The following is a 24,451-nucleotide window of genomic DNA, read 5'->3' as shown; positions in this document are numbered from 1 at the left end:
CAGTGACCTTCGAGTTTCGTTTAGTGTGTGGGTAGCAAAAGATCCTGCCAGACAGGGCTGGCCCATAGCAGGAGTTTTCGTACAGTCCTCAGCACCGTTCCTTTCGCTGCATGTTAAACTCGGCTGCCTGCCATTGGGCTTCCTAGCCGTGCCTCGGGCAAAAGCGCGCGGAGCGCACAGCAGCACCCGTTTTCGCAAATGCGCTGAGCCGGTCGATGAGTTCCACAAAACTTGCCAAGCTTGCCGTGCGAAGTTGATAGCACGCGATACGATTGCGCTCACAGATCCACTCGAACATCTTCACGGTATCGTCGTCTATACAGTCGGCAGGGAACATGAGCATGTCCACATCCGGCAACGCGGCGGCCAGCAAACCGGTACAGTCCACCGTGTCGCTGCCGCACGCCATCGTTCCACCTGAGGCTTCCACGAGCCACTGGATTGCAGAAAGAGATCCGGGCCGCCCCCCGACATACAGAACGCGCTTGCCCTGCAATGCCGCGAGCGGATGGGCCTTCCGACCCGATAAGTAGGATGAGGGATTATTCAAAACCCGCTCCATCGCACTTGCTTCCGCTTGCAACGCTCTATTCAGTACATCCATTTTGCTCAGTTGTACTCGCATTGCACGTGTGCTTTCACGTTCGGCCGCAGCGCGCTTCTCCGCGCTCTCTCGATAAATCTTATGAAGGGCGATCAGATCGTCACTTTCAGTAAGTGCTTCGCGCAGCATGAGGATTTCCCTACGCAATTCCACTTGCGTCGCCAGTTGTTCGTTCCGGCACGCAGCGAACCGTTGTTTCTCTATTACTGCATCGCGCTCTGAACTAGCGACCGGGTGTGCGGTGCCCGTAGGAATTCGTCCACAAACGGAATCCGGCGCTGCCTGTAAGCAGGCGAATGCGGACCGGTTCATATGCATCGCTGTTTCGTGATGTGCTTTCATTGCGACGCGGATCAGCGGATTATCGGCAGCGGTGTCGGCATTTTTTGACAAAGCGAGAACCCCACTCGAAATTCTATTGGTGCATAACAGGCGGCTTGCATCAGCGCTATTGAATCTTGCCGTGTGTTGGCACCGACCCAGCGCTCCGCTATGAGATCGACACCTGTGCGATAGGCTCTAAAGCCCGTCGCACGCTGGTGATACGCTTGCGTGAATTCCTGCAATATGTCGCACTTTTCACGCGTGCTCCGGCAGCTTTCCGATATTCGGAGTGTGAAAATGCACAGGTTGGTTCGCCTTTACCATTCTGTCAGCTCTGTTTTCAATAACGCAATCGTCCACAGCGCACTGCATAGTGCTGCTCGCTCACATCACTTCTCGGATCGCCGCTCGGTCCGATACATCCATTTTTTCCGTCGATTCTGCGCACCCGCCATACGAGGGCGAATCCGGAACATTGAACCGACCGCTGGACGCGCGAACGCCTCCTCGCGAATGCAATTGAATATAGCGAACGCGCTATCGTGCCGGTTTGATCAGTCTCAAAGCATCGGTAGTTTGTATCGCGTTGCTTCAGCCAAAACTTGCTCAATGCCTTTGTAGTTTCGCTGACTGACGACGCAGTAGGGTCAGCGAATTGGATGCCGTTAAGGGCAGAACCACCACGACCACGGTCGTTCGCGCCCGCGCGCGGCGCCACGCCTGGTGCGCGGCACTGGCCATGATGGCAGCCGCGCTGTAGTTGCAGTAACTAGCCACCGGACTGTCACAACATCTCACTCGGTTGTTTCGCCGGCAGCGTTTTGCGGTCATAGCAAGACCGTGTCGATTATCATTCATCGTTCACCTTGCTCGCTCCCGGAGCCTAATTTCTGCGGGGGGTTATTTTTGGAGTGGCTCCTGAAATTCAGCACACGTGGGCACCGTTAGGTTGATGACGCCGCAGCATGCCTGAACTCGCGACGCGAGGGCTCTTTCAGGGCTTTGTGCGGCGCCTCTTTGTAGCGTTCAAAGGCGATAGCCAGACGCGAGAGCGCCGGTTGTGCGTCAGGCTTGTCCAACGAAGCGACGTAGTCGTGCTTCACAACCTTCACGAACGATTCAGTCATGCCATTTGCTCTGCGGCGACCGCACAAGGGTGGACGACGGCTCAAGACCCAGTTGGCGAGCGAGGCTGCGCGTGCGGTGGTCGATATTGGCCAAGCCATTGACCGACAGCCATTCGACGGCTGCGTAGCCTGTGTTGTGCCGAGGCGCTGTTCGACGGCGGCCAGCTCAGATGCGGGCACAAAGCCTCCCGCACACTCTCCGCCGCCAGACTTCCTTCCTGGCATTGCTTGCGGCAGCCGCACAACTGATTGGCGTTGACGCCGTGCCGATGAACCACGGACGACACCGAAGCTCCCAGTTCCAGCGTTTCCCGCACATGGCGATTTTTTTCCTGCGCCGCGCGCTGATTGCGGCACTCCGCGCTCGGTCAAAATTTCAATGCTTTCCACGTAATGACTAGGTTTTACTGATGGGCACAATACAATCCCTCTTTAAAGAGTCCTTGCGTCCTCATCCACGTAGGCGCCGCTCCAATTTCCTAAGGAGTCGATCCCCAACAAATCCGGGCGAAAAGAAAAACAGATCTCACTCTAGTCGATTAACCGAACAAGGCTTGACACGTTACGCCATGTGCGACACTCATTGAACTAAAACCGTCCACTGAGGAACACAGACCCCCGTTTGGCATTTATGCCACGTTACATCTGCGGCGGACGAGTTTCCCGCGAAATTGCGTGTGGAGAGAGGGGACCGATCTATCGACCCGCGCAATCCGCGTCGGACGGCTCCCCAAATAGACGTCAATCACGCCCTGAATGTCCTCCCCCGCACATCCTAACAGCATTAAGAAGTGGGACTTTGTGCGACCAGGGAAGGCAATTCCCCTATTTTGGTGAAGTTCCGTTGGGTAACCTGCACTCGTTGGACAAGAGGAGAAATCCAGTGTGGCAAATCAATCATCACCCGATCAATGATGCAGACCCCGCCGCGATACCAGAGGAGGAAGGTTTCATTCACTCCATCGGAGGCGCGGGCCTGTTCGCAGAGAAATCTCGCGAACCGTGTATCCGATTTTGCGAGCGCAATCGCGACCGCGTGTTAAGTTGTCTGCCCAACTCGTTGGCTGACGTGGTGCGTCCAACCAGCTTTGGCATGATGCTTGATCTGGTGCAAGCCCATGGTGGGTGTCGACTTTACCTACCAACACGCCACGAAAAGTTCTTTCACCGAACCGGCCTGTACGTGCCAGAACCAATATACATCCGGTGGCGCGATACTGCCGACGTGAACGGCCAGATCGATATCCCCAACGTTTGGGGGCTGCTCCAGGCACTTAGGCGTGCCGCTATCCGAACGGCGCTCGCGCGCGGCTGGTCTCCAGACGCGTTGCACTCAACATTTGGCATATCCCGTCGTCAAATCAAGGCTTATCTTCTCGACGAATACGAGACGGCACCGTCCTAGTTTCTCTCAGGCGGGCGATGTATTTCGCCGATGTGGCACCCGTAGGCCCACTGCGATGAGCAGTGGATTTTCTTTACCGTCGCACTAACGAACAGACCCCTAATACCCGTAGACACAGGAGTATCCCATCATGCCTTCGGCGATTCCCTACGATCCCGCGCTTGCGCTCGGAAATCTCGTCAGTATAGAGCGCCTGCATTTGCTCGAGCAGGTTGTGGCTGCTTGTGCGCCTGCCGATGCCGCAGAAGACACTCTCAATTCCCTAATTTCCGCCAAGCGCTCGCTTGACATGACGTCTCAGGAACTGGCGGGGATGGGTATCGACACCTCTCATGTCGATGCCGAGTCCGTAGCGGTAGGCAAGGATCTCGCCGCCGCAGCGCAGGAGTTTGCAAAAGCGAAAGTTGCTGCGATCAAGTCAGTCCAGCCGCTCAAGAAAAAAATGTCCAGTATCAGCGACTCGGCGGAGAGTCCGGTCGACTTCGATCGCTCGCAGATCAAGCAGATACCACTGTCAGCTGACAGTCTCAAGATGAACGTTCAGTTCTTTTCCAATGATGCAAGCGACTTCCGATCAGGGACACATTCGTCCATAATTGGCTCATTCGTCAGCGGTCAGGTCGGTATTTTCGGAGATGAGTTCGCGACACATACCTCCAGCGCTGCCACGAGCCAGGTTATCAGTCAACTCCAGAACCACGACATCGCCGGTACGCTCGTCATCAGCGTGACATGTTCGCATAAGAATGCCGCACTCCTAGCACCGTTCATTCTAGATGTGGACAAAGGCATCCGTGCGTTCAATTCCTCTTTCCCTGATGCGATGATTAAGACTGACTCGATCGCCTCAATGCAAAAGATTGCAGCCCAGTCCGACACCAAGGACGAAAAGGCGCTAACCATTCTATCCGGCGCGACGATGGGTTCGTGCTTTATTGGCATGGTCCACGTGCTAAACACAACTGAAACGCGAAACCGCCAAGCCATGGAGAGCGTTACTGCGTCGCTTCAAACGCAATTCAAAATCGCGAGCTGGTTTGAAAACGCCTCGGGTGGCTTCGGCGTAAACAGTTCGTTCAGCAAGGACGCGAAATCGCTGCTCTCCGCGCAGAATGTTACTTCCCACTGCACGCTCGTCACTGTCGGTTCTATTCCTTCGATCAAGTCGAACGAAGTGCAGATGGGGGTCAAGCAATTCGCCGATGCGGATGGCGCCAAGTCGATGACAGCGCTGCTCAAGCTGCAAGGAGCTACGGCGACGGACCAGGAATCGGTCTCATCGGCAGCCGCTCGCGCCCGTACCGGCCAGGAATTGCTGGCCATGAAGTCGAGCCAGGTCGAAAGCGCACTGTCCGCGCTCTCGGACATCGATGATGGCAGGAACAAGATCATCGATACGAATTCAATGATGAATGCTCTTGACGACTACATCCAGAAATGTCTTGCGGGCAATATGGGCGCTCCGATCACTTACTACCTCAAAAGGATCACTGCCTCGCAACTTGCGCAAGCATGGATGGCGAAGTACTTCCCGGCAAAGTTCATCAGCTTGCCGGCTGATGATTCCGGCACAGGTCGCGACGGTGGTGCCAGGGAGGCGTCGGGGGGTAACAGTGGCGGCAAGGGAAGCGGCGATGGCGGCGACACCTAATCGCGCAAGGTATTGCATCAACTAGAGCGTGTTAGGAACTTTGAAGTACTGGCACGGCGTGGACAAGCATGAGCATTGCGGAGACGACAAAATGAAGCCCGGCGAGAGTTTCGGGGAGCCGTTCATAGTCACGTGCGAGACGCCGGAAACGGTTGAGCCAGCCAAAGCTGCGCTCGACCACCCACCGCCGGGGGAGCAGAACGAAACTCTTTTTCGTTTCTTCGAGTTTGATCACCTGAAGGTCAATACCCTCGTCGAATGCAGCCTGCGCTGGCTCTTTGCCCGTGTATCCCTGATCGGCAAATGCCACCTTGACCGTTCGTCCTGTTACCTGCTGGACCCGCCGCGCAAGCTCAGCTACCTGTGCGCGCTCCTGTTCATTGGCTGGGGTTACGTGCACCGCCAGCAACTGTCCCAACGTGTCTACTGCCATATGTACCTTGCTACCGCGCTTGCGCTTATAACCGTCATAACCCGCACGCGGGCCGCTCTCGCAGGTCGACTGTATCGTGCGGCCATCGAGGATGACCGCGCTGGGCTGTCCCCGACGGCCCTGTGCCACGCGTATCACCGAGCGCAGGTCGCTCACCATGCTCTCAAAGCAGCCCGCCTGCAACCACCGTTGAGTCTGCTGATACACCAGCTCCCACGGCGGGAAATCATTGGGCAGCATCCTCCACGGCGCGCCGGCACGAGCCATCCAGCGCAATGCATCAAACATGTCGCGCAGTTCGTATTTGCGCTGGGGCGCGTCGACGTCCATCAGCGTCAGATACGGCGCCGCGAAACTCCATTCCTCATCCGACACATCAGTCGGATACCCTTTGCGGTCTGTTCTTTTCATCCCGCCAGGATAACAGGTCTCAATCGAAGTTCCTAACACGCTCTAGCCACTGTAAGGTCGTGAAGGGATCGAGGACCGCGCAATCGCCGGCTGCAACCTCGGGAACATTTTCGTATCGGGATAGGCCACGTCCTGCCTGCCCCGATATCGATCGTACTAGGACTCTAGCTATGGATATGCATCGCATCGCCCGCGTCATCCAGTCGCTCACCGAAGTCGAGCGCGACTGGTTGAATGCCGTGCTGGACACAAGCGCGCGTGGCCCAGCGTCTCTCCATGATATCTGGGCTGAAGCATGGTTCAGCGCATCCTCCGCGCGGGGACTGATCATCCATCCCCCCTTCGCCGCTGCCTTCTTTTACGTGCCAGCGCGCGCGTGGTCCGAACACGCGCGTGAGATCGAGCGGACGTTGAAAGTGGCGATGTTGTTTGACCTGCTCCTCACAGCAGGTCTCATGCAGGTACACCATTCACGCGAGACGTCGCGGAGCGTCATCCGCTGCATTGGGGCCATCTTCAGCGAGCCGCGTATGGAAGTCGTGCGCGGTAAGCCACGCATCGTGATTAATCAAGCCGGAGACTACACAGAGGACCCAACTACGATAGTTAACTGCGCCGGAGAGGTTCTGTACCGCAGCGCGCGACTCGGGCAGGACGCTTTTGATCTTCTTGAAGAGGCGACCCACGGGATGTTGCAAATTCAACCCGTCGAGCGGGCTGCATTGCTCGCTGCTATCGGGGTACCGGACCGCCCGAACGAAATGGTGAGTTTTCCCGAAGGAGGCCATGCACTGAATCAAACTGACGTTGGGGAGGTCACCGACGACCGAGACGATGACGAACGTACGCAAGCGCGCCGCAGTATACCGAGCGTGGATGCTCTACATACAGAAGAGCATCCGAGCCGGCGAGAACCACAGGCAGTTGCTGGCTCTCGAATTGAGAACAGCGGTCAGAAACAGTCGCAGACCGCGCGGATGCGCGCCCCGAGCACTCCGACAAGATGGCCCCGATATTGGTTAGTCATATTGTCCATACTCGCTCTTCTTTGCGTCCTAGCGGCTGAATTCACGGTTGCAAATCGCAACTGCAATCACGCGGCGCATAAGAGTGAGGGCGAAGCGCCGAAAACGAGCGAACCCACATTACAAGCGCCAGCGCCTGCTGTCGAGAGCTACGGCAAATTGAAATCGACGGTCGCCGTCAACAACAGCGCGGCAAGCCCGCTGACCGAGAGTGCTCTATCCAGAGACCTCTGGCGCGCAGGACCATTTAATGCCATGTTGCAAACCGGGCCCAGCGAGGCACCACGGATGGCGGAGACGATCGGTGCATTCATTCCTGAGGGCAATGAGAAGGAGGCTGCCATTGTCGATTTGCCCCAGCGTCCACTGGGGCTCGATGTCTCAAAGTGGTCGGGCAGAGGCAAGTCAGGAGCGGAGGCGGTGTTCGCAGTCGCTCCTCGTATCGATTTCGCATTTGCACGTGTCGCCTACGGCAAGTGGCCCGATCCGGAGTTCCTCGAGAATTGGAAAATCATGAAGAAGCAGGGCGTCTACCGAGGCGCATATCTTTTTTCCGTCCAGACCAAGACCCTATCGAACAAGTTGATGTCGCGGTCGGCACTATAGGGGCACCGGCGATGCGCGACCTCTGCCTTACGATAGATATCGAACGCGCGGGTTTTCCGCTGCACGCCTCCGTTCCGGACATTGCGACGGCCGATCGCATTTTTGCGGTGGCACTCCAGCGGGTACAAGAAACCATGAAATGCATTCCCATCATCTACACCGACTGGGAGACTGGCCACGAGTATCTTAGCGCCCCCGAATTCGGCCGGTTTCCCTTATGGATTGCCGACTGGACCAACGCAAGCTCGCCGAAGTTGCCCCCGGCATGGTCGGATTTCACATTCTGGCAGCGATCAGATCACTTCCACAACAGTCCCGTGCCGGCTGACTTCGATATTTTTAACGGCTCCATCGCGGAATTGCAGCGACTGGTCCGCTTGCCCGTCCCGCAGCCGGCATCTAGCTTACTTCCATACGGTGTGAGGAAGCCCGGGCGCCCGAGATACTGAGTCCAACGCAAGCTGCCACTGACAGTTGCATGCCGTCGGGTCGAAGTGCCGAGCAAATCCGAGCAACATCTAGGAGGCTGTTGGAAATGCCTCCTCCCAGCCTCGTCATAACGGCGGAGTCAACGTTGGAACAATAGTCTGACAAGCTTGGACATAAATACGTCAGGTAGACGGCTATATCGATCGATGTTCACAATGTTCCGGCTAGATGACGTCTTTCCAACCAATCACGCATGTGACAAATCGGACTGCGACTGAACGAAGCGCTCGAATCGATCAGAGCGTCTTGCATTCGATTCGCAGCAAACGCACTCTGATCGAGACAATCTACCACAACGTTTTGCCACATCGGTCGCATTGCTAGCCGCATCTGCCGGCACCCGAAGGGTTGTCGCAGACAGGGACGGCCGTCAGGTTTGTGGAGGCTCATCGAGATTGCCGACGCCAATCAAATCGATCTTGTGTGTAGTCGCCTTCGAGACTTCCAACACCTCGCAACCTGCCTGACCAACCTCGTATTCCCACTCCTCTATGATCCCAGCCAGTTCGCGGCATGCAGATTTCAGGCTTGAAAAGTCATTCCGCCATTTGCGAGCCAGCGTTTAAGACTGGATGTACTGCACCAATTCATGTCGGAATAGACCCAGATCGCCCGACCTACTGCCTCAGGATCGGGCGATTTCCAAAGCCGATCGGCATCCTCAAGGATCCGAATGGTTCGGTGCACGTCACAGCGTTGAAATTATAGTTCTCGAAGGTCAAATTGACGTGGACGTCAAGATGAGGAGCCTTCGTCAGTTTGACATTTCGCAAATAAATGGTCCCCGAGATGGGACGAAACTTATTGCCTTTTAGCCAAGTTTGATCCATTGAGAACTCGCCGACATAAACAAATATAAGCTCGATTGGGGGGACCATAAAAACCGTTGTCGTTGTCGCTCAAACCGGAAGAATTTGGCCGAATCACCATCTGTCGCAAATCGTCTTCAGTCGATGTGCTTCGATGAGGCCGGATCACGCGTTTAGGCAGAAACGCGCATTTGGCAGGCGCCGTCGGCACCGTGCGCGAGATGTCAATCTCAGCTGCACCCGAAACGAGGGATTTTGTGATGTTGCTGACGAGCACGTGTCTAACCGCGTCCGCCGACAGGCCACCACCAGATCGTCAGGCCCGGCCCGTTGCGCCGATCTGCGAAAATATGAACTCCTAGGCGACCGCACGAGAGAACGTCCAAGCCTACCCCGATTCCGGCGACATTGTCAAGGAAGGGAAAGAGGATGGCTCGCGATTATCGAGCGACTCTATTTCCGGTTAGAGGTAAGCACCGTACGAGTCCTGATCCATTCCGCGGTTCGCACTGGTATCAAAACGGCCCGTCTCTCTCACACATGAATGTTGCTGCGAGCTAACGCTGCAGGGCGCGCGGACTTCACGAGGCAATACAATGACGCAGGGGCAAGTCCGACAATCACTCTTGATCACCGGCGATTCATCCCAACATCCGTCTCGAACTGAATCTGTGGATTTTCCAAACATGCCCAACAACAAAAATCACCAGTCATTGCTGACACCATCGGCTGCAGCGCATTGCAAAGCACTCTTACTCCCTATGCCACGAAAACAGGCGTCTGATCTGGTGCTGCGAGCACGCATCGCACTTGAGCGTCTACGCAATGGCGAGCGGGACCGTCCTCTGATCAACGTAGCCTTGCAGGTCACAATTATCACGAGCTTTATCACTCGGGCAGGACATGGGAAGCTTGACATCGAATTCCTTGAAAACGTTAAGCGTGGCCTCGAAGATATCATCGTCGAGGCTGACAACAGCGGAAGGTGGAGCGTTCCCCGAGAGTTAATCGATGACCTCACTGCGGTGATCAACGAGTACGATCGCCAGATCTGCGTCACCCGCATGGAGATCATAGTGCGCGCGAGTAACTACCTGGACAAGCTTTGCTCGGACAGTGATCTACGCCCACTCCGCGGGGGTGACCGTCAGGCCGTACGGTAATCAATCGCACGTCTACCGCAAATGATGAGTCGCGGAATTAGTCGAATATCCACGCGGATGACACTGGCGATAGCCAGACTTCACCGCTGGCGATGAGCGGGAGCGCACAAATATCTAGAAATCGTCAACCGTTAATAAGGTTCTTACAGACATGGCGCGTTAGGCTGCTTTCAGCAAAATACACACCCAAGCTACCTTGAAGTCACTGTTTCAAGAACCTCGCTCGGTCGATAAATCATGGAAACGTGCATCGGTTGTTAAGGAAGCTCTGCAGAAGTCGTTTTCGTAGCGGCGATTTTCCACACGCATCGCAGTCTGAACGGCGACGACATTCCTTGTGCGGAGATCGCCCGGTACAGTCACCAGTCGGAGGCTGTACCGGTGAAACATATGCCCGCACCGGCTCCATCTTAAGCGTTTCGCAAAGCTCTGCGCGCCATCCACAAATTGCTCAAAGCGAACAACGTGGTGATCTGGGCAGTGTTTTTCATCAAACCGCGATAGCGGGTCTTCGCATAGCCGAACTGCCGCTTGATGACGCGAAACGGGTGCTCAACCTTGGCACGGATACCGGCCTTGAGCCGCTCGATCTGATCGTATATCGCGTCCAGAGGATTACTCTGGTCCAGTAGTCTGCGCTTGCCCGGTCTCATCGCAACATGCCAACGAGCTGCGTCGGCCTCACAATGCTTTTCGCTTCCCTGATACCCGGCGTCAGCGTAGACATCCGTCTCCTTGCCGTGCAGCAACGCCTGGGCAACGGTGGTGTCGTGCACATTGGCCGCCGTTCCAATGACTGTATGAACCAGTCCGGAGTCTGCGTCGACGCCGATGTGCGATTTCATTCCGAAATACCAGTTGCCGCCTTTCTGCGTCGAGTGCATTTCCGGATCCCGGGTGCCGGAACCGTTCTTTGTCGAACTGGGCGCGGCAATCAGGGTGGCGTCGACTGCGGATCCAGCCTTTAGCATCAAGCCCTTCTCCGTCAGGATCTCATTGACCAGTGCGAGCATTTGCGCGGCCAGCCCATGTGTTTCAAGCAGATGGCGGAACCGGAGAATCGTGCTTTCATCCGGCAAACGCACCATGCCGCCGTCGAGACCCGCGAACTCGCGATACAGCGGCACGTCGTACAGCGCCTCTTCCATTGCAGGGTCCGACAGACCGAACCACTGCTGCATAAAATGAATTTGCAGCATCGTCGCGATCGGGAAAGGCGGCCGTCCGGTTTTGCCTGCCGGATAGTGCGGCTCGATCAGCGCAATCAGCTTCGACCAAGGCACGACACGCCGCATCTCATCGAGAAATTCCCGCTTGCGCGTGCGCTTGGTTGACAGATCCAGGTGAAGACCCAACTGCGACATTACTCTTCTCCTCAACTGATTCGCGATGCTTCCAGGATAGCTGAACGGGGCGTCAATGCCAGGACTTTTGCAGACCTTCCTTAACACCTCCCTTGTTTGGTCCCGAGAGTAACTCATTGATGAGGTTGCCCTAGAGCGTGTTAGGAACTTCGATTGAGACCTGTTATCCTGGCGGGATGAAAAGAACAGACCGCAAAGGGTATCCGACTGATGTGTCGGATGAGGAATGGAGTTTCGCGGCGCCGTATCTGGCGCTGATGGACGTCGACGCGCCCCAGCGCAAATACGAACTGCGCGACATGTTTGATGCATTGCGCTGGATGGCTCGTGCCGGCGCGCCGTGGAGGATGCTGCCCAATGATTTCCCGCCGTGGGAGCTGGTGTATCAGCAGACTCAACGGTGGTTGCAGGCGGGCTGCTTTGAGAGCATGGTGAGCGACCTGCGCTCGGTGATACGCGTGGCACAGGGCCGTCGGGGACAGCCCAGCGCGGTCATCCTCGATGGCCGCACGATACAGTCGACCTGCGAGAGCGGCCCGCGTGCGGGTTATGACGGTTATAAGCGCAAGCGCGGTAGCAAGGTACATATGGCGGTAGACACGTTGGGACAGTTGCTGGCGGTGCACGTAACCCCAGCCAATGAACAGGAGCGCGCACAGGTAGCTGAGCTTGCGCGGCGGGTCCAGCAGGTAACAGGACGAACGGTCAAGGTGGCATTTGCCGATCAGGGATACACGGGCAAAGAGCCAGCGCAGGCTGCATTCGACGAGGGTATTGACCTTCAGGTGATCAAACTCGAAGAAACGAAAAAGGGTTTCGTTCTGCTCCCCCGGCGGTGGGTGGTCGAGCGCAGCTTTGGCTGGCTCAACCGTTTCCGGCGTCTCGCACGTGACTATGAACGGCCCCCCCCGAAACTCTCGCCGGGCTTCATTTTGTCGTCTTCGCAATGCTCATGCTTGTCCACGCCGTGCCAGTACTTCAAAGTTCCTAACACGCTCTAAAAGCTCGTTTGCGATGCGCTCACAACGTCCGGCGCAGCTTTCTACTTGAGTAGACCGCCATGTTGATTACTATGTAGTCCTCATCAGTAAGAGAGAACATTCTCAAACTCAATATTCTTTACAATCCGTTATGACCTTTCCGTCAGGCTTGGTACCCATGGCAAGAAGAAGAAACCCAGACCCCAACGGATGCAACAGATGAACACTGGTACCTCGCCGCTCCGTACGCTGACCTTGATGAGTAAGGGCCCACCACGGCGCTGCTACATGCTGCGCGAAGGGCTCAACGCGTTGCGCTGGATTATGAGAGCGGGTGGAGCGTCGCATTTGTTACCCAATAGCTGAGGGAGGTGGTCTACCAGCAGACGCAGCGCAGCGCTGAATCCAGGCAAGCTGCTTCGGGGCTATGTCAATGACCTGCGTTCGATCATCCGGGTTGCGCAGGAACACCGCCGTCAACACAGCGCGGTCATTCTCGACGCGCGCACCTCAGTCGAGCTGATACTGGCCCGCACGGCGGTTGATACCGTGGGCAGTCGCTTGCCGTGCGCGTGGGGCTGGCCAACCAGCAGGAGCGCGCCCCGGTCGGGAAGCTGGCGCATCGGGTTCTGCAGGCCGCCGGTCGGACTGCCTTTCGACGACCGGAGGTGCACAGACGAAGAACCTGCGCACGCTACACTCGACGAAGGCATTGACCTCTAAGTCGTCAAGCCGCCGCAGGCGAAAAGGCGCTCCGTGTATTTTTGGCGCCGCTGGTCAAACGCAGCTTTGACTGGCTCAACCGCTTCCGCAGAAAGCGGCAGACGCTACAGAGCGATGGCGCGAGGCCCTCGCTGGTTGCGTTTCGTCGTATTCTCCGTGCTTGTGCTCATCCACATTGCAGCCTTTGACAAAGGGGCATAACACAACCTAGCTGCGCCCCCCTATTTACCAGCCGTGCGGGGCAGATGAACCCCCGAGAGAACCCGACGAATAGCGTGCGGGGAAGGTCGGAACACTACACTCCCGAGTGCGGCAACGGTATCTCTTCGATGATTGATCCATGTTAAGCCCGCTGTTGACCGATACGCCTATATTGAACACGCAATCATGGCGTGCGCGTTTGCAGCTGCTTCCAACCGGATAATTGCGGATCGCTTTATCGCGTCAGGAAATCCGTCATGCGAGGAAAATCCGTGACACCATTTAATCCGTAGGGCGCGAACTGAACCGCCCCGGGTTTTCCGGAGACTCCACTTCTTGAGAAAATGGAGCTATGGAAAACACGAAGAAGAAATCCCCAAGATACTCGCCGGAAGTGCGTGAGCGGGCTGTGCGAATGGTGCTGGAACATCAAGGCGACCGGGAATCGCAATGGAAAGTGATCGCGTCGATTGCGGCGAAGTTTGGCTGCTCGGGCGAGACGCTGCGTAGCTGGGTGCGCAAGGAGGAGCGGGATCGGGGTTTGCGCCCGGGCACGAGTACGCAGGAGCAGGATCGGCTCAAGGAACTGGAGCGGGAAGTACGTGAGCTTCGGCAGGTCAATGAAATCCTGCGCAAGGCGTCAGCGTATTTCGCACAGGCGGAGCTCGACCGCCGACCGAAGTGATGATCACGTTCATCGATGATCACCGGCACGTCTACGGGGTCGAGCCGATCTGCAGGGTGCTGCCAATCGCACCGTCGACGTACTACACCCATGTGGCTCGCCGCGCCAATCCTGACCTGGTGCCGCCGCGGGCCCAGCGTGACAGGATGCTCAAGGATGAGATCCGGCGCGCGTGGGAAGAAAACTTCCAGGTCTATGGCGCAGACAAGGTCTGGACGCAATTGAAGCGCGAAGGCATTGTCGTGGCGCGCTGCACGGTCGAGCGGCTGATGAAGCAGATGGGCCTGCGCGGCGTGGTGCGGGGCAAGACGGTACGTACGACAGTGAGCGATGGTTCGACGCCGTGCCCGAAGGATCTGGTGAAGCGGCAATTCACGGCCGAACGGCCCAATGCGCTGTGGGTTTCAGATTTTACCTATGTATCGAGCTGGCAGGGCTTCGTCTATGTCGCGTTCATCATCGACGTGTTCGCCCGACGCATTGTCGGCTGGCGCGTGTCGAGCTCGGCGCGCACGGACTTCGTTCTGGACGCACTGGAGCAGGCCTTGTACGAACGACAGCCGGCGCAGCAGGACGGGCTGATCCATCACAGCGACCGCGGCGTGCAATACGTATCGATCCGCTATACGGATCGGCTGGTCGAGGCGGGCATCGAGCCGTCGGTGGGCAGCGTGGGCGACTCCTACGATAACGCACTGGCTGAAACGATCAACGGCTTGTACAAGGCAGAGGTCATCCATCGCCTCGGACCGTGGCGCAATCTGCAGGCCGTTGAAATGGCGACGCTCGAATGGGTGGACTGGTTCAACAATCGTCGGCTCTTCGGCCCCATCGGCAACATTCCACCCGCGCAGGCCGAAGCCGCTTATTATGCAAATCTCGCTGGGTCTGCCGCCGTGGCATGACTCAAGCAAAATAGTCTCCGGGAAACCCGGGGCGGTTCACGCGAAGCCTGTACCACCCGTAGGAACGATCGAGATCCGGATCGGTCGTGCGGTGGTTAAAGTGGGCGGCCTGGTTGATGCCGATATGCTGCGGATCGTGCTAGGTAGTCTGCGCTCATGATCTCCCTACCGGCAGGCACGCGCATCTGGATCGCTGCTGGTGTCACCGATATGCGCTGCTGGTTTCAGGGGTTGGCAGCGAAGGTGCAAACAGCGCTTGAGGAGAATCCGCTAGGCGGCAACGTCTACATCTTCCGGGGCCGTCGGGGCGATCTGGTAAAGATTCTCCCTGCCACGGAGGACGGAATCTGGCTTCTCGCGAAGCGGCTTGAACGAGGCCGTTTTATATGGCCCAAGACCGACGGTGGCAAGGTCCGTCTGAGCTCTGCGCGACTGTCGATGCTGCTTGAGGGCATCGACTAGCGACAGCCCCGTCGCACTGCCGCATTATGGATGGTGTAAACCGCGCGGCAGACTCGTAAACTACGGCGCATGTCGAACCGCGCCGATCTTCCTGATGATGTCGAGCTCCTGAAGGCCTTGCTGGTCGAGGCCCGTAGCCTGCTTGCCGAACGCGATGTCGAGATTGAGCAGCTCAAGGCGCAGATCGACAAGCTCAGGCGCATGCAGTTCGGTCGCAAGTCCGAGCAGCTGCAGCGGCAAATCGAGACGTTCGAGACTCAACTTGAGGATCTGGCCGCCGGGAGCGACGTTGTGGATGTGCGGCGTGCGCAGGGCCGCGGTGCAAATGCGTCCATCTCAAATGCGACGACGGACGAAGCGGCTTCCAGGCAAGCGCTTCGCGCGCATCTGCCGCGCGAGGATCATGTGCTGAAGCCTGAATCAAGTTGCCCGGATTGCGGTCAACCAATGCAGGTGCTCGGCGAGGACGAATCCGAACGACTCGCCCGGGTCGCGGCGGCGTTCAAGGTCATTCGCACGATCCAGCGCAAACTGGTTTGCCCCTGCTGCAGCACCATAACCCAGCCGCCGATGCCCGGTCTGCCGATCCAGCGGAGCATCGCCCATCCGAGCTTGCTGGCAGACAGCCTCGTCTCGAAGTATGCAGACCACCAGCCGTTGTACCGGCAGTCGGCGATCGCGGCGCGCGACGGCGTGACGCTTGACCGGGCCAGTATGGGCCGCGGGGTCGGCCAGTGCGAGGCACTGTGCGCTCCGCTAACAGAGCCGCTGCGCCGCTATACGATGGCCGCGACCAAGCTCCACGCGGATGACACGCCGATCCCGGTGCTCTCACCGGGCAACAGGAAGACCCGCACCGGCCGGCTATGGGTCTACGTGCGCGACGATCATCGCTCTGGCTCGACGCAACCTGCTCAGTCTGGTTCGCGTACTCGCCGAACCGGCAAGGCATCCATCCTCAAACCCATCTCGCCAGTTTGAAAGGGATTCTGCAAGCGGACGCTTACGCGGGCTTCGACGAATTGTTCCGCGATGGCTTGATACGCGAGGCGGCATGCCAACTCAAGCGCGCCTTGTTCCTATCCGCCTTCGCAGGCCTTGCGAGACCCCCGTTTCGCGACCGTATTACGCACGCAAAGTCCAGCAGGGCAAGCGACATAACCAGGCACTCATCGCGCTGGCACGACGACGCTGTGATGTCCTGTTCGCCATGCTGCGTTGGGGAGCGCCTTGTTCTACAGGCGCTTGCCATTCCGAGCTAGTGCCACGGCGTGATGCTGGCCTTTACCGACGTCGACACCGATGAAGACATCGACGACGTCATGTTGTTGGAATTCTTGCATCGAAACTGCGACTGGCAGCGAGAATTATGCTGGGCCTGGCTGGCCAAAGCCTCAATTATCGAGGCGGGAAGATAGTAACGGGGGTGTCTGGCGCTGCGCGACAGACAGTCCTTTGCCCATCGCACCTACTGTTTCGCAGAAACAGCTACAGCTGGAGTCTTCGGGCTCCTGGGCGACGCCTCTCCTACCGAGCTAATGGTGCGGCCAGTTAGGCATCCGGCGGACTCAACGACTGCGGCGGAAAAAAGCGCTCAAGCGCGGCCTCGTCCAACGCGATCGCCCTTCAGCAGGCCACAGGACCAGACTGACAAGATGGCGCCCCGACCAAGGAGACACCGGCGCAGGACCTGCACAGACTGCACTGGAAGGATCGAGCTACAGGTCATCAAGGTTCCGGAGGCGAAACGGGCTTTGTCTTGTTGCCACGCGCGGGGTAGTCGACCGCATCTTCCGCTGGCTCAACGGCTTCCACAGGCTGGCCAGACACTACGGGCGATCGGCCGAGACCCTCGCTGACTCGCGTTTCGTTATATTCTCCGTGCCTATGCTCATCCAATTTTCATCCCTTGGCAAAAGGGCATTACGCGCTCTAAGCAACTGCCATTACGTCCTTCCCTCCCCGGCATCACTAGACCTTTGGTCAGCGGGCCCGGCACATTTCCACCCCTACCCAACGGGTGGTCAGTTCTACGACAGCATTCCCCATTGCGAGTGCGGCAAATCGCTCATCCCGGAGCAATTGCACAGGAAAGGGTCGGAGACTGGCACGACGCCCGATTGGAGGAACTGCAGCCGAGTGCAAGAACAACGCTTGGCTGCGGAGGTATATCCCGCAGCCCCGTCGGTCTCCTAGATATATCTGAGCAGGTGCACTGACGATTGCTGCCGTTTGCGGCGCAACGTCCGCAGCAGCGGTCGTCGACTTCGCCGAGCGATTCGATGCACACCTCGCCGGAGGATAGCCGACAAATCGCCACCACCAGTCTCCGAGGCACTCTTTCCGCATCGGTGCTGAGGTATTCCTCGCCGCCGCCTTATTGCTCCGCCGCCTTATTGCTCCGCCGGCTTTTTGTTGCTGCCTTCCTGCTTGCGGCTTTCTTCGCAGCAGCTGTCTTGCTGGAATGGACTGCTTTTGCCACCTTTCGAGAATGTGCGGGTGTCTCGGCCGCGGAGATCAGGAACTTCGTGCGGTCTCTGGCACCTGCGATCCACGACGGCGTACGACCACGCCCGCTCCAAGTCGCTCCTGTCCTAGGGTCCTGATAGATGTGAGGCTGCGGCTCCTTGACTTTCTTCTCAGACTTAAGCGTTTTCTGAGCAGTCGCTGTTGAATTCGTCGTAGTGTTCGTCACCAGAAACCTGGTGCGGTCTTTCACCTTAGCGATCCAAGCCGGTGCTCGGCCACGACCGGACCAGTTCGCCCCCGTCTTTGGGTCGGCGTACTTCGTTGCCGAGGCCTCCCGCTCCGCCAGTGCGGTCGCGCCGGGTCTGCGGCCGCGTCGTCTGCCCAAAGACGCCTCAATATCAGCAATAGATAGAGAGTGCTGTTCCAGCATACTGAGGATTTTCCCGATCGCTGTTGCCGAATCTCTCTTCTCTAACGCTGCTGCCCGGGCTCGGAGCTTTGCGATTTTTGCCTGGACGGCTTCCAGCGTAGCCATGCTTGTTTTCCTTTGGATAGGATGAGTAAGCCGCACTATGCCATATCGCCCAGCGAACACAAACAGCATTGCACGGCTTGCCGACTTAATACACCTTGAAAAGAATACCTTTGGCTATTCAAAAACACGGACTTCTCCGTCTGCGCCCGTGGATAAGGCGACAATTCGCATATAGCGAAACGATCAATCGTTCGAAATGGGAAACAGTGTAACTCCCGATGCGCATGTCATCCGCGCCCCATCGTCGCTTTAACACGTAAGATGCCCGTCGACGCCGGGAGCGATAGCGAGAAAAACCTGTCAAAAGGCTGTAGCACAATTTCTGGTGCCCGCCTCGTTGGACTCGAAACGTACAACACACATGATGGCGAAAATGCAGGGACTGCGGACGAAGGCAGCGAAATCAGGCCATACCCGACGCATCGCGTGCGGCAGAACATTTCGCAGGCCCGCGGTCATTTGCGGCGATCGTGACTACCTCACCGACAAATCGCCAACACTTGCATGATCGTGGCATAAAGCCAGTGATTGCACAGCGAAGAACCGACGATGGTAACGGTCTTAGCAAATTCCGCTGGTTGGCAGCACGGACTCACGCGTGGCTCTGCAACGTCCGACGTCGTCGTATCGGCATCGACCGTCGCGGCTATATTATGAAGCAAGCGTTCGTCAGTTTTTGCTTGCTCGCTCATCTACTGGAACATATTCAAAGGAGAGGAGTCACATCTTTGAACTGGCCTCTTACCATGAACTCTCGGAAATCACCTACCACGGAGCCTCGATGAACCTGCAACGATTCCCCCGCTACTCGCTCACCTTCGGGCCGACGCCGATCCAGCCGCTGAACCGTCTGAGCGTGCATCTCGGCGGCAAGGTCATGCTTTATGCCAAGCGCGAGGACTGCAATAGCGGCCTCGCGTTCGGCGGCAACAAGACCCGCAAGCTCGAATATCTGATCCCCGACGCGCTCGCGCAGGGCTGCGACACACTCGTGTCGATCGGCGGAATCCAGTCAAACCAGACGCGCCAGGTCGCGGCGGTTGCCGCGCATCTGGGCCTGAAGTGCGTGCTCGTGCAGGAGAACTGGGTCAACTACTCGGATGCGGTGTACGACCGTGTCGGCAACATCCTGATGTCGCGCATGATGGGCGCCGACGTGCGGCTCGTGCCGGACGGCTTCGACATCGGCTTTCGCAAGAGCTGGGAAGACGCGCTCGACAGCGTGCGCGCTGCCGGCGGCAAGCCGTATCCGATTCCTGCGGGCTGCTCGGATCATCCGCTGGGCGGGCTCGGCTTCGTCGGCTTCGCCGAAGAGGTTCGCCAGCAGGAAGCCGAATTGGGTTTCAAATTCGACTACATCGTCGTGTGTTCGGTGACGGGCAGCACCCAGGCGGGCATGGTGGTCGGTTTCGCCGCCGACGGCCGCGCCGAGCGGGTAATCGGCATCGACGCCTCGGCGAAACCGGCGCAGACGCGCGAGCAGATCACGCGCATCGCGAAGCGGACCGCCGAGAGCGTCGAACTGGGCCGCGACATCACCGCGAAGGACATCGTGCTCGACGAGCGCTACGGCGGCCCGGAATACGGTCTGCCCAACGACGGCACGCTCGAGGCGATCCGCTTGTGCGCGCGGCTCGAAGGCATGCTGACCGATCCGGTGTACGAGGGAAAGTCGATGCACGGCATGATCGACAAGGTCCGTAACGGCGAATTTCCGGCCGGCTCGCGCGTGCTGTATGCGCACCTGGGCGGCGTGCCGGCGTTGAGCGCGTACAGCTTCATCTTCCGCGACGGTTGACGGGTTTAGGGGCCTTAGGCGACGGGCGTCGGCGGTCCGGGGTTCAGGCCCGACTTCAATCAGATACGATTGCAGCGTTCGTTGCGACGTCGAGTTACAGCCGCGTCAGCTGCGCGGGTCGTCGCCGACATTGCGTATCGAAACGCTGCTGGCTTCTCACGTGCGGGCACTCAAGGCATTTCGCGGCATGCCCACGGAGGCCAAGTCCGAATGAAAGGGGCTTCGTCCGCAATCAGGTGCCTGTTGCGGGCGATGGCATCAAGGCGCCACGATGTGGTTCTCGCACCTATCAACTCCCTCGAAGGGGCAGTCCACGGCGATCGTAAAGCTAGGATTTTGATCTGGCCACGAATGTCTGTGCGCTGCCGGCGACCGGCAAGCCCGAATTGGTACGCCCGGAAATTCGCCGCACTCGGTTGCTTGAAGGTGTGGCATCTTTACCTCCTTGTCTTATCGGGATGGGCAGCTGATCCGGCGCGCATCACTGGGCACGCGAGTTCGAGAGGCTAAGGCTCACGACGCGCCGCTTGCACGGTGCACGAAACACGCACCGAATTTATCGCACCGGCGTGCAGACCGTTTCGTGGCTGACGATAAGCTCGGCTTCGAACAGCAGTTCCTCGATGTCGTGCAGCCTCAACTGAAACAGGTAGTACCAGCACACCGCGCAGCTGATGACCGCAGTGGAAGACGATAACCGTGATAAAGCGATTTTCCATCCTTCATCACGCGATCTTACTCGACCAATTCAGCAACGTGACAGTGGCAAGCTTACTGATCGAGAGGGTGTAGTCGCGATCGCCGCCTTGGTTCTCTTTCTTTCAGATGCCGACACCTCGACGTTATCCTCACGGGACGACTTGGCGCCGACGCGGTGAGCCTTTTCGTTGTCGGGCTGTCCGGCGTTTGATCGGGATGGCGCTCGCCTTCACGTCGGAATTCGTAGTCGCCTTTGCCGCTCACGCTCCAGCCTACGGTGCGCGCCGCTTTCCGCCGTGCCTTTGGGACGAACATCGCTACCACTAAAGAAGAGTGAAAAGCGTGAACGTCACCAACTACATTCAATTCGACGGCGACGACCCTCGACACCGCAAAGGGCGCGGGCCTCGCCTCCACTATGGACCGCGACATGGACATCAAAGTTGTTCGCGTTGGTCCTATCTCACGTCAGCGGATTGGAAGGCCGCTATATGGTAACAACCGCGCGCGTGTGCGACCTTGTCAGATGTTCGACAATGTCGGGAATGAAACAACGCGTTGAAGATGATCTCGTTGTTGGGCAAGCATTTTTGGATTGGTACGACACTTGCGCATCTCACGCCACGCAAACAATAGGAGAAATCCATGGTTAGACTCAGCGCTCGCGCCAACGGCCACGCTCGATGCTTTCGGCAGACACAAATACGCGCTGTCTGGCACAGAACCACCGGCATTTCGACCTCAGCCGTCCAACGAGCTGTCAATAGCAAGAGGCGGCACGCGAGCATAATGTTGGCTTATAACGACGTAAGGCACGCAACTGACCACCGTCGCATTCTATCTGTTGCCGGCAAACGGCATGCGAACTCATTAAAAGAATCAGACCTATGCCGAAACTGATGATGCCTAGAGCGTGTTAGGAACTTCGATTGAGACCTGTTATCCTGGCGGGATGAAAAGAACAGACCGCAAAGGGTATCCGACTGATGTGTCGGATGAGGAATGGAGTTTCGCGGCGCCGTATCTGACGCTGATGGACGTCGACGCGCCCCAGCGCAAATACGAACTGCGCGACATGTTTGATGCATTGCGCTGGATGGCTCGTGCCGGCGCGCCGTGGAGGATGCTGCCCAATGATTTCCCGCCGTGGGAGCTGGTGTATCAGCAGACTCAACGCTGGTTGCAGGCGGGCTGCTTTGAGAGCATGGTGAGCGACCTGCGCTCGGTGATACGCGTGGCACAGGGCCGTCGGGGACAGCCCAGCGCGGTCATCCTCGATGGCCGCACGATACAGTCGACCTGCGAGAGCGGCCCGCGTGCGGGTTATGACGGTTATAAGCGCAAGCGCGGTAGCAAGGTACATATGGCGGTAGACACGTTGGGACAGTTGCTGGCGGTGCACGTAACCCCAGCCAATGAACAGGAGCGCGCACAGGTAGCTGAGCTTGCGCGGCGGGTCCAGCAGGTAACAGGACGAACGGTCAAGGTGGCATTTGCCGATCAGGGATACACGGGCAAAGAGCCAGCGCAGGCTGCATTCGACGAGGGTATTGACCTTCAGGTGATCAAACTCGAAGAAACGAAAAAGGGTTTCGTTCTGCTCCCCCGGCGGTGGGTGGTCGAGCGCAGCTTTGGCTGGCTCAACCGTTTCCGGCGTCTCGCACGTGACTATGAACGGCCCCCCGAAACTCTCGCCGGGCTTCATTTTGTCGTCTTCGCAATGCTCATGCTTGTCCACGCCGTGCCAGTACTTCAAAGTTCCTAACACGCTCTAACCCCGCGTTGACGTTGCAATCAGCATAGAGGGCGTCCAGATGTCGTTTAGAACCTCGTCTGCAAGCCGACGCGACCGATGAACTGCGACGGACCGCTCGACGCGACCATCACGTCGTTGATCTGTGCGTTCGCCCCTTGGTTTGTCCGCTGGTAGACGGCAGCCACGTAGACGCTGGTTCGCTTCGACAGGAAGTACTTCAGCGTGCCGGTGAGCTGATGTGCATGGTTGTTGTCGACTACCTGATTGCCCTTCATGTACATATACGCCCCACTCAACACCCACTCTGGCGCCATCACCCACATGCCACCCAGCTCCGCCTGCCAGACCGACGCGCCGTTCATTTCGTTACGCACCGCCGTATAGAGCGCGTTCGCACTTTCCTTGTCGTGACAGAACTCCTATTTGCACCTCAGCCCGCGTAGCTTCGTGTCGCCTGCCGACTTCATAAAACACGGGCTTGAGGCCCAGAGGACAAGGGATACGGCTGCATATCCCGGGGCTGCCGCGAATTTAGATCTTGGCAGCTTCGCAGGCGCTGTCACGTCAAGGCATTCTAGACGCAAGAGCGCAGAGGAGGTACATTTCCTCAGAAATTGGACGGATCGTGGGTGGGCCCAGTGAAGCGATGCCACCCGGTAAAGCGTGCGGCGAGTTGTTCGCGATACACTGATGCACGCAGTAAATGCCGCTTGAGCGCGAAGTGCTGACGAATCGGAGCTAAGCTCGATAAGAACGCTTGTGTGCGATCAGGATCGCGGAAACCACGCATCCGGCGCTCGCGCTCACCCGTAGGTTGATGGCTGTCTTCGGCGCAGTAGTTCACCCGAGCACTGGCTTTGACGAAGACGCGTTTGATCTTTGCCAGTTCGGGAATTTCGGCCTTCGCGGCCGGATAGCTGCGCAACTGCTCGATGACCATCCTTCGTGGCGCGTCGGGACAGGCTACCAGCACGCGGTTGAACAAGCGCTCTGCTACGCGGCCTTATCGCGACGTTTCTGCAGCAGGATGTCGAGTTCGGCGCCGTGCTGGCCGACTGCCCGCCAGGGAGCAGATAGCGCTCGCCGAGCAACGTAACGAAGACTTCGTCAAGATGCTATGTGCGGCCGGGTTTGCGACGAGCCGCTTTGACGCAATCTGCGAACCCTGCGCCGAATTTGATAACCAGTAGACCGGCTACCCGCCATCAAATTTTTTGATGGGTTATATGGGAATTTTTTAGTCCTCACAGAGGAACGCTGCACTTAGTGGCGCCTCTCAACTTGCACCGGCATTGTCAGGTTGACGGTAGGCCAGCGACAGAATGAAGTGGTGAAGAAAACGAAATCGCTTCATCACGGGCACAGCTTCCCTGCCATCGTCATCAGCTGGGCGGGTCGGTGAGGTTTTCGGGTCAGCCTGAGCCTTCTGGACGTCGACGAGGTGTGGCTCGAACGGGGTGTCGCGGTCACTATGAGACGATCCGCTGATGGCGCGAGAAGTTTGGCGCTCGATTCGCCCAGCGCGCCAAAGCAGCGCTGTCCAAGCCGGGCAGAGGGCATCCGGACGGGATGTTCGTGACGCTGCGCGGCAAGCGGTATCTGTTGCGCGGAGCACGGCGCTGAACTCGACGTGCTGGTGCAAAATCGGCGCGATAAGGCCGCAGCAAAACGCCTCTTCCGGAAGGGGTCGATCGGGATCGGAATGAGCGTGCCTCGATGTCGCGCAGGCTGAGCTGAAATCGGAAGTACCACCGGACTGCGTGGCTGATGACCGCCACCGGAAAGCGGTGATCGTGGTAAAGCGACTTTGCATTCTTCATCCCACGA

Annotated in this window: 14 protein-coding genes, 11 pseudogenes and 1 other annotated feature; of the genes and pseudogenes, 16 read left to right on the top strand and 9 right to left on the bottom strand. The window is 57.9% G+C overall.

Annotated elements, in window-relative coordinates; translation table 11 throughout:
• Nucleotides 1–142 precede the first annotated feature (142 nt).
• From QFZ94_RS44085 to QFZ94_RS44075, 3 genes and pseudogenes are all read right to left on the bottom strand, one after another.
• Nucleotides 143–997, bottom strand: coding sequence for a hypothetical protein (locus QFZ94_RS44085; RefSeq protein ID WP_410853250.1), 855 nt, complete (start codon nt 995–997; stop codon nt 143–145).
• Between the two features lie 875 nt (nt 998–1,872).
• Nucleotides 1,873–2,226, bottom strand: a pseudogene (locus QFZ94_RS44080) (IS3 family transposase); the annotation flags it as partial.
• A gap of 38 nt (nt 2,227–2,264) precedes the next feature.
• Nucleotides 2,265–2,378, bottom strand: a pseudogene (locus QFZ94_RS44075) (transposase); the annotation flags it as partial.
• Between the two features lie 560 nt (nt 2,379–2,938).
• On the opposite strand from QFZ94_RS44075, the gene QFZ94_RS44070 reads away from it, so the two are divergent.
• Nucleotides 2,939–3,460, top strand: coding sequence for a hypothetical protein (locus QFZ94_RS44070; protein WP_429464258.1), 522 nt, complete (start codon nt 2,939–2,941; stop codon nt 3,458–3,460).
• 130 nt (nt 3,461–3,590) lie between these two features.
• Nucleotides 3,591–5,111: a hypothetical protein gene (locus tag QFZ94_RS44065; RefSeq protein WP_429463848.1), complete on the top strand. Its 1,521-nt coding sequence runs from the start codon at nt 3,591–3,593 to the stop codon at nt 5,109–5,111.
• Between the two features lie 31 nt (nt 5,112–5,142).
• Here the strand turns inward: QFZ94_RS44065 and QFZ94_RS44060 are convergent, their stop codons facing one another.
• Nucleotides 5,143–5,955 carry an IS5 family transposase gene (locus QFZ94_RS44060; protein ID WP_429464256.1) on the bottom strand — a complete coding sequence of 271 codons (813 nt, stop codon included), beginning with the start codon at nt 5,953–5,955 and terminating at the stop codon, nt 5,143–5,145.
• A gap of 170 nt (nt 5,956–6,125) precedes the next feature.
• Here QFZ94_RS44060 and QFZ94_RS44055 point away from each other — a divergent pair, with 170 nt between their 5' ends.
• From QFZ94_RS44055 to QFZ94_RS44045, 3 genes are all read left to right on the top strand, one after another.
• Nucleotides 6,126–7,586, top strand: coding sequence for a hypothetical protein (locus QFZ94_RS44055; RefSeq protein WP_429464254.1), 1,461 nt, complete (start codon nt 6,126–6,128; stop codon nt 7,584–7,586).
• Complete coding sequence (locus QFZ94_RS44050; protein WP_429464252.1) at nt 7,484–8,035, top strand: GH25 family lysozyme; 552 nt, start codon at nt 7,484–7,486, stop codon at nt 8,033–8,035. Before QFZ94_RS44055 ends, QFZ94_RS44050 begins: the two co-directional genes overlap by 103 nt.
• A gap of 1,535 nt (nt 8,036–9,570) precedes the next feature.
• Nucleotides 9,571–10,047, top strand: coding sequence for a hypothetical protein (locus QFZ94_RS44045; protein ID WP_227717801.1), 477 nt, complete (start codon nt 9,571–9,573; stop codon nt 10,045–10,047).
• A gap of 410 nt (nt 10,048–10,457) precedes the next feature.
• On the opposite strand, the gene QFZ94_RS44040 is transcribed toward QFZ94_RS44045, so the two are convergent.
• Nucleotides 10,458–11,411 carry an IS5 family transposase gene (locus QFZ94_RS44040; RefSeq protein ID WP_429464250.1) on the bottom strand — a complete coding sequence of 318 codons (954 nt, stop codon included), beginning with the start codon at nt 11,409–11,411 and terminating at the stop codon, nt 10,458–10,460.
• A gap of 176 nt (nt 11,412–11,587) precedes the next feature.
• Between QFZ94_RS44040 and QFZ94_RS44035 the strand changes: the two are divergent.
• From QFZ94_RS44035 to QFZ94_RS44010, 6 genes and pseudogenes are all read left to right on the top strand, one after another.
• Nucleotides 11,588–12,402 (top strand): annotated as a pseudogene (locus tag QFZ94_RS44035) (IS5 family transposase).
• Nucleotides 12,403–13,667: 1,265 nt separating this feature from the next.
• Nucleotides 13,668–14,905, top strand: a protein-coding gene (locus QFZ94_RS44030) for an IS3 family transposase (RefSeq protein ID WP_429458928.1) whose coding sequence is annotated in 2 segments (ribosomal slippage) — nt 13,668–13,971 and nt 13,971–14,905 — 1,239 coding nt in all. Because the reading frame shifts where the segments join, the coding sequence is not laid out codon by codon here.
• Nucleotides 13,958–14,074: a sequence feature (AL1L pseudoknot), on the top strand. (Overlaps the previous gene by 117 nt.)
• 156 nt (nt 14,906–15,061) lie before the next feature.
• On the top strand, nt 15,062–15,367 hold the full coding sequence (gene tnpB, locus QFZ94_RS44025) for an IS66 family insertion sequence element accessory protein TnpB (RefSeq protein WP_429464248.1): 306 nt from the start codon (nt 15,062–15,064) through the stop codon (nt 15,365–15,367).
• Nucleotides 15,368–15,436: 69 nt separating this feature from the next.
• A pseudogene (gene tnpC / locus QFZ94_RS44020) lies at nt 15,437–16,425 on the top strand (IS66 family transposase); the annotation flags it as partial.
• Nucleotides 16,426–16,592 (top strand): annotated as a pseudogene (locus QFZ94_RS44015) (IS110 family transposase); the annotation flags it as partial.
• Nucleotides 16,593–17,032: 440 nt separating this feature from the next.
• A pseudogene (locus QFZ94_RS44010) lies at nt 17,033–17,263 on the top strand (IS5/IS1182 family transposase); the annotation flags it as partial.
• Nucleotides 17,264–17,744: 481 nt separating this feature from the next.
• Here the strand turns inward: QFZ94_RS44010 and QFZ94_RS44005 are convergent.
• Complete coding sequence (locus QFZ94_RS44005) at nt 17,745–18,371, bottom strand: H-NS family nucleoid-associated regulatory protein (RefSeq protein WP_184228781.1); 627 nt, start codon at nt 18,369–18,371, stop codon at nt 17,745–17,747.
• A 781-nt stretch (nt 18,372–19,152) separates the two neighbouring features.
• Here QFZ94_RS44005 and QFZ94_RS44000 point away from each other — a divergent pair.
• The 4 genes and pseudogenes from QFZ94_RS44000 (at nt 19,153) to QFZ94_RS43985 (ending at nt 22,633) form a co-directional block, all read left to right on the top strand.
• Nucleotides 19,153–20,169, top strand: coding sequence for a 1-aminocyclopropane-1-carboxylate deaminase (locus tag QFZ94_RS44000; RefSeq protein ID WP_429464246.1), 1,017 nt, complete (start codon nt 19,153–19,155; stop codon nt 20,167–20,169).
• Nucleotides 20,170–20,510: 341 nt separating this feature from the next.
• Nucleotides 20,511–20,636 (top strand): annotated as a pseudogene (locus tag QFZ94_RS43995) (IS110 family transposase); the annotation flags it as partial.
• A 207-nt stretch (nt 20,637–20,843) separates the two neighbouring features.
• Complete coding sequence (locus tag QFZ94_RS43990) at nt 20,844–21,047, top strand: hypothetical protein (protein ID WP_157646550.1); 204 nt, start codon at nt 20,844–20,846, stop codon at nt 21,045–21,047.
• Nucleotides 21,048–21,820: 773 nt separating this feature from the next.
• Nucleotides 21,821–22,633 (top strand): IS5 family transposase, encoded by an 813-nt coding sequence (locus QFZ94_RS43985; RefSeq protein ID WP_410852996.1) that lies wholly within the window; start codon nt 21,821–21,823, stop codon nt 22,631–22,633.
• Nucleotides 22,634–22,689: 56 nt separating this feature from the next.
• Here the strand turns inward: QFZ94_RS43985 and QFZ94_RS43980 are convergent.
• Together QFZ94_RS43980 and QFZ94_RS43975 are read right to left on the bottom strand one after the other, a co-directional pair.
• Nucleotides 22,690–23,007, bottom strand: a pseudogene (locus QFZ94_RS43980) (porin); the annotation flags it as partial.
• 224 nt (nt 23,008–23,231) lie between these two features.
• A pseudogene (locus QFZ94_RS43975) lies at nt 23,232–23,802 on the bottom strand (DDE-type integrase/transposase/recombinase); the annotation flags it as partial.
• A gap of 152 nt (nt 23,803–23,954) precedes the next feature.
• Here QFZ94_RS43975 and QFZ94_RS43970 point away from each other — a divergent pair.
• Nucleotides 23,955–24,305: pseudogene (locus QFZ94_RS43970) on the top strand (IS6 family transposase); the annotation flags it as partial.
• A 24-nt stretch (nt 24,306–24,329) separates the two neighbouring features.
• Here QFZ94_RS43970 and QFZ94_RS43965 read toward each other — a convergent pair.
• Nucleotides 24,330–24,444, bottom strand: a pseudogene (locus QFZ94_RS43965) (IS6 family transposase); the annotation flags it as partial.
• Between the last annotated feature and the right edge of the window lie 7 nt (nt 24,445–24,451).

This window comes from Paraburkholderia sp. JPY465 (assembly GCF_050436725.1).
Taxonomy (GTDB): domain Bacteria; phylum Pseudomonadota; class Gammaproteobacteria; order Burkholderiales; family Burkholderiaceae; genus Paraburkholderia; species Paraburkholderia youngii.
The sequence above is the reverse complement of the archived record's forward strand: the minus strand, read 5'-3'. Positions and strand labels throughout refer to the sequence as shown.

Coding starts and splice junctions, on each gene's coding strand:
- QFZ94_RS44000 (WP_429464246.1), top strand. CDS start 19,153: ATGAACCTGCAACGATTCCCCCGCTACTCGCTCACCTTCGGGCCGACG.
- QFZ94_RS44040 (WP_429464250.1), bottom strand. CDS start 11,411: ATGTCGCAGTTGGGTCTTCACCTGGATCTGTCAACCAAGCGCACGCGC.
- QFZ94_RS44045 (WP_227717801.1), top strand. CDS start 9,571: ATGCCCAACAACAAAAATCACCAGTCATTGCTGACACCATCGGCTGCA.
- QFZ94_RS43990 (WP_157646550.1), top strand. CDS start 20,844: ATGACCGCAGTGGAAGACGATAACCGTGATAAAGCGATTTTCCATCCT.
- QFZ94_RS43985 (WP_410852996.1), top strand. CDS start 21,821: ATGAAAAGAACAGACCGCAAAGGGTATCCGACTGATGTGTCGGATGAG.
- QFZ94_RS44055 (WP_429464254.1), top strand. CDS start 6,126: ATGGATATGCATCGCATCGCCCGCGTCATCCAGTCGCTCACCGAAGTC.
- QFZ94_RS44005 (WP_184228781.1), bottom strand. CDS start 18,371: ATGGCTACGCTGGAAGCCGTCCAGGCAAAAATCGCAAAGCTCCGAGCC.
- QFZ94_RS44060 (WP_429464256.1), bottom strand. CDS start 5,955: ATGAAAAGAACAGACCGCAAAGGGTATCCGACTGATGTGTCGGATGAG.
- QFZ94_RS44065 (WP_429463848.1), top strand. CDS start 3,591: ATGCCTTCGGCGATTCCCTACGATCCCGCGCTTGCGCTCGGAAATCTC.
- tnpB (WP_429464248.1), top strand. CDS start 15,062: ATGATCTCCCTACCGGCAGGCACGCGCATCTGGATCGCTGCTGGTGTC.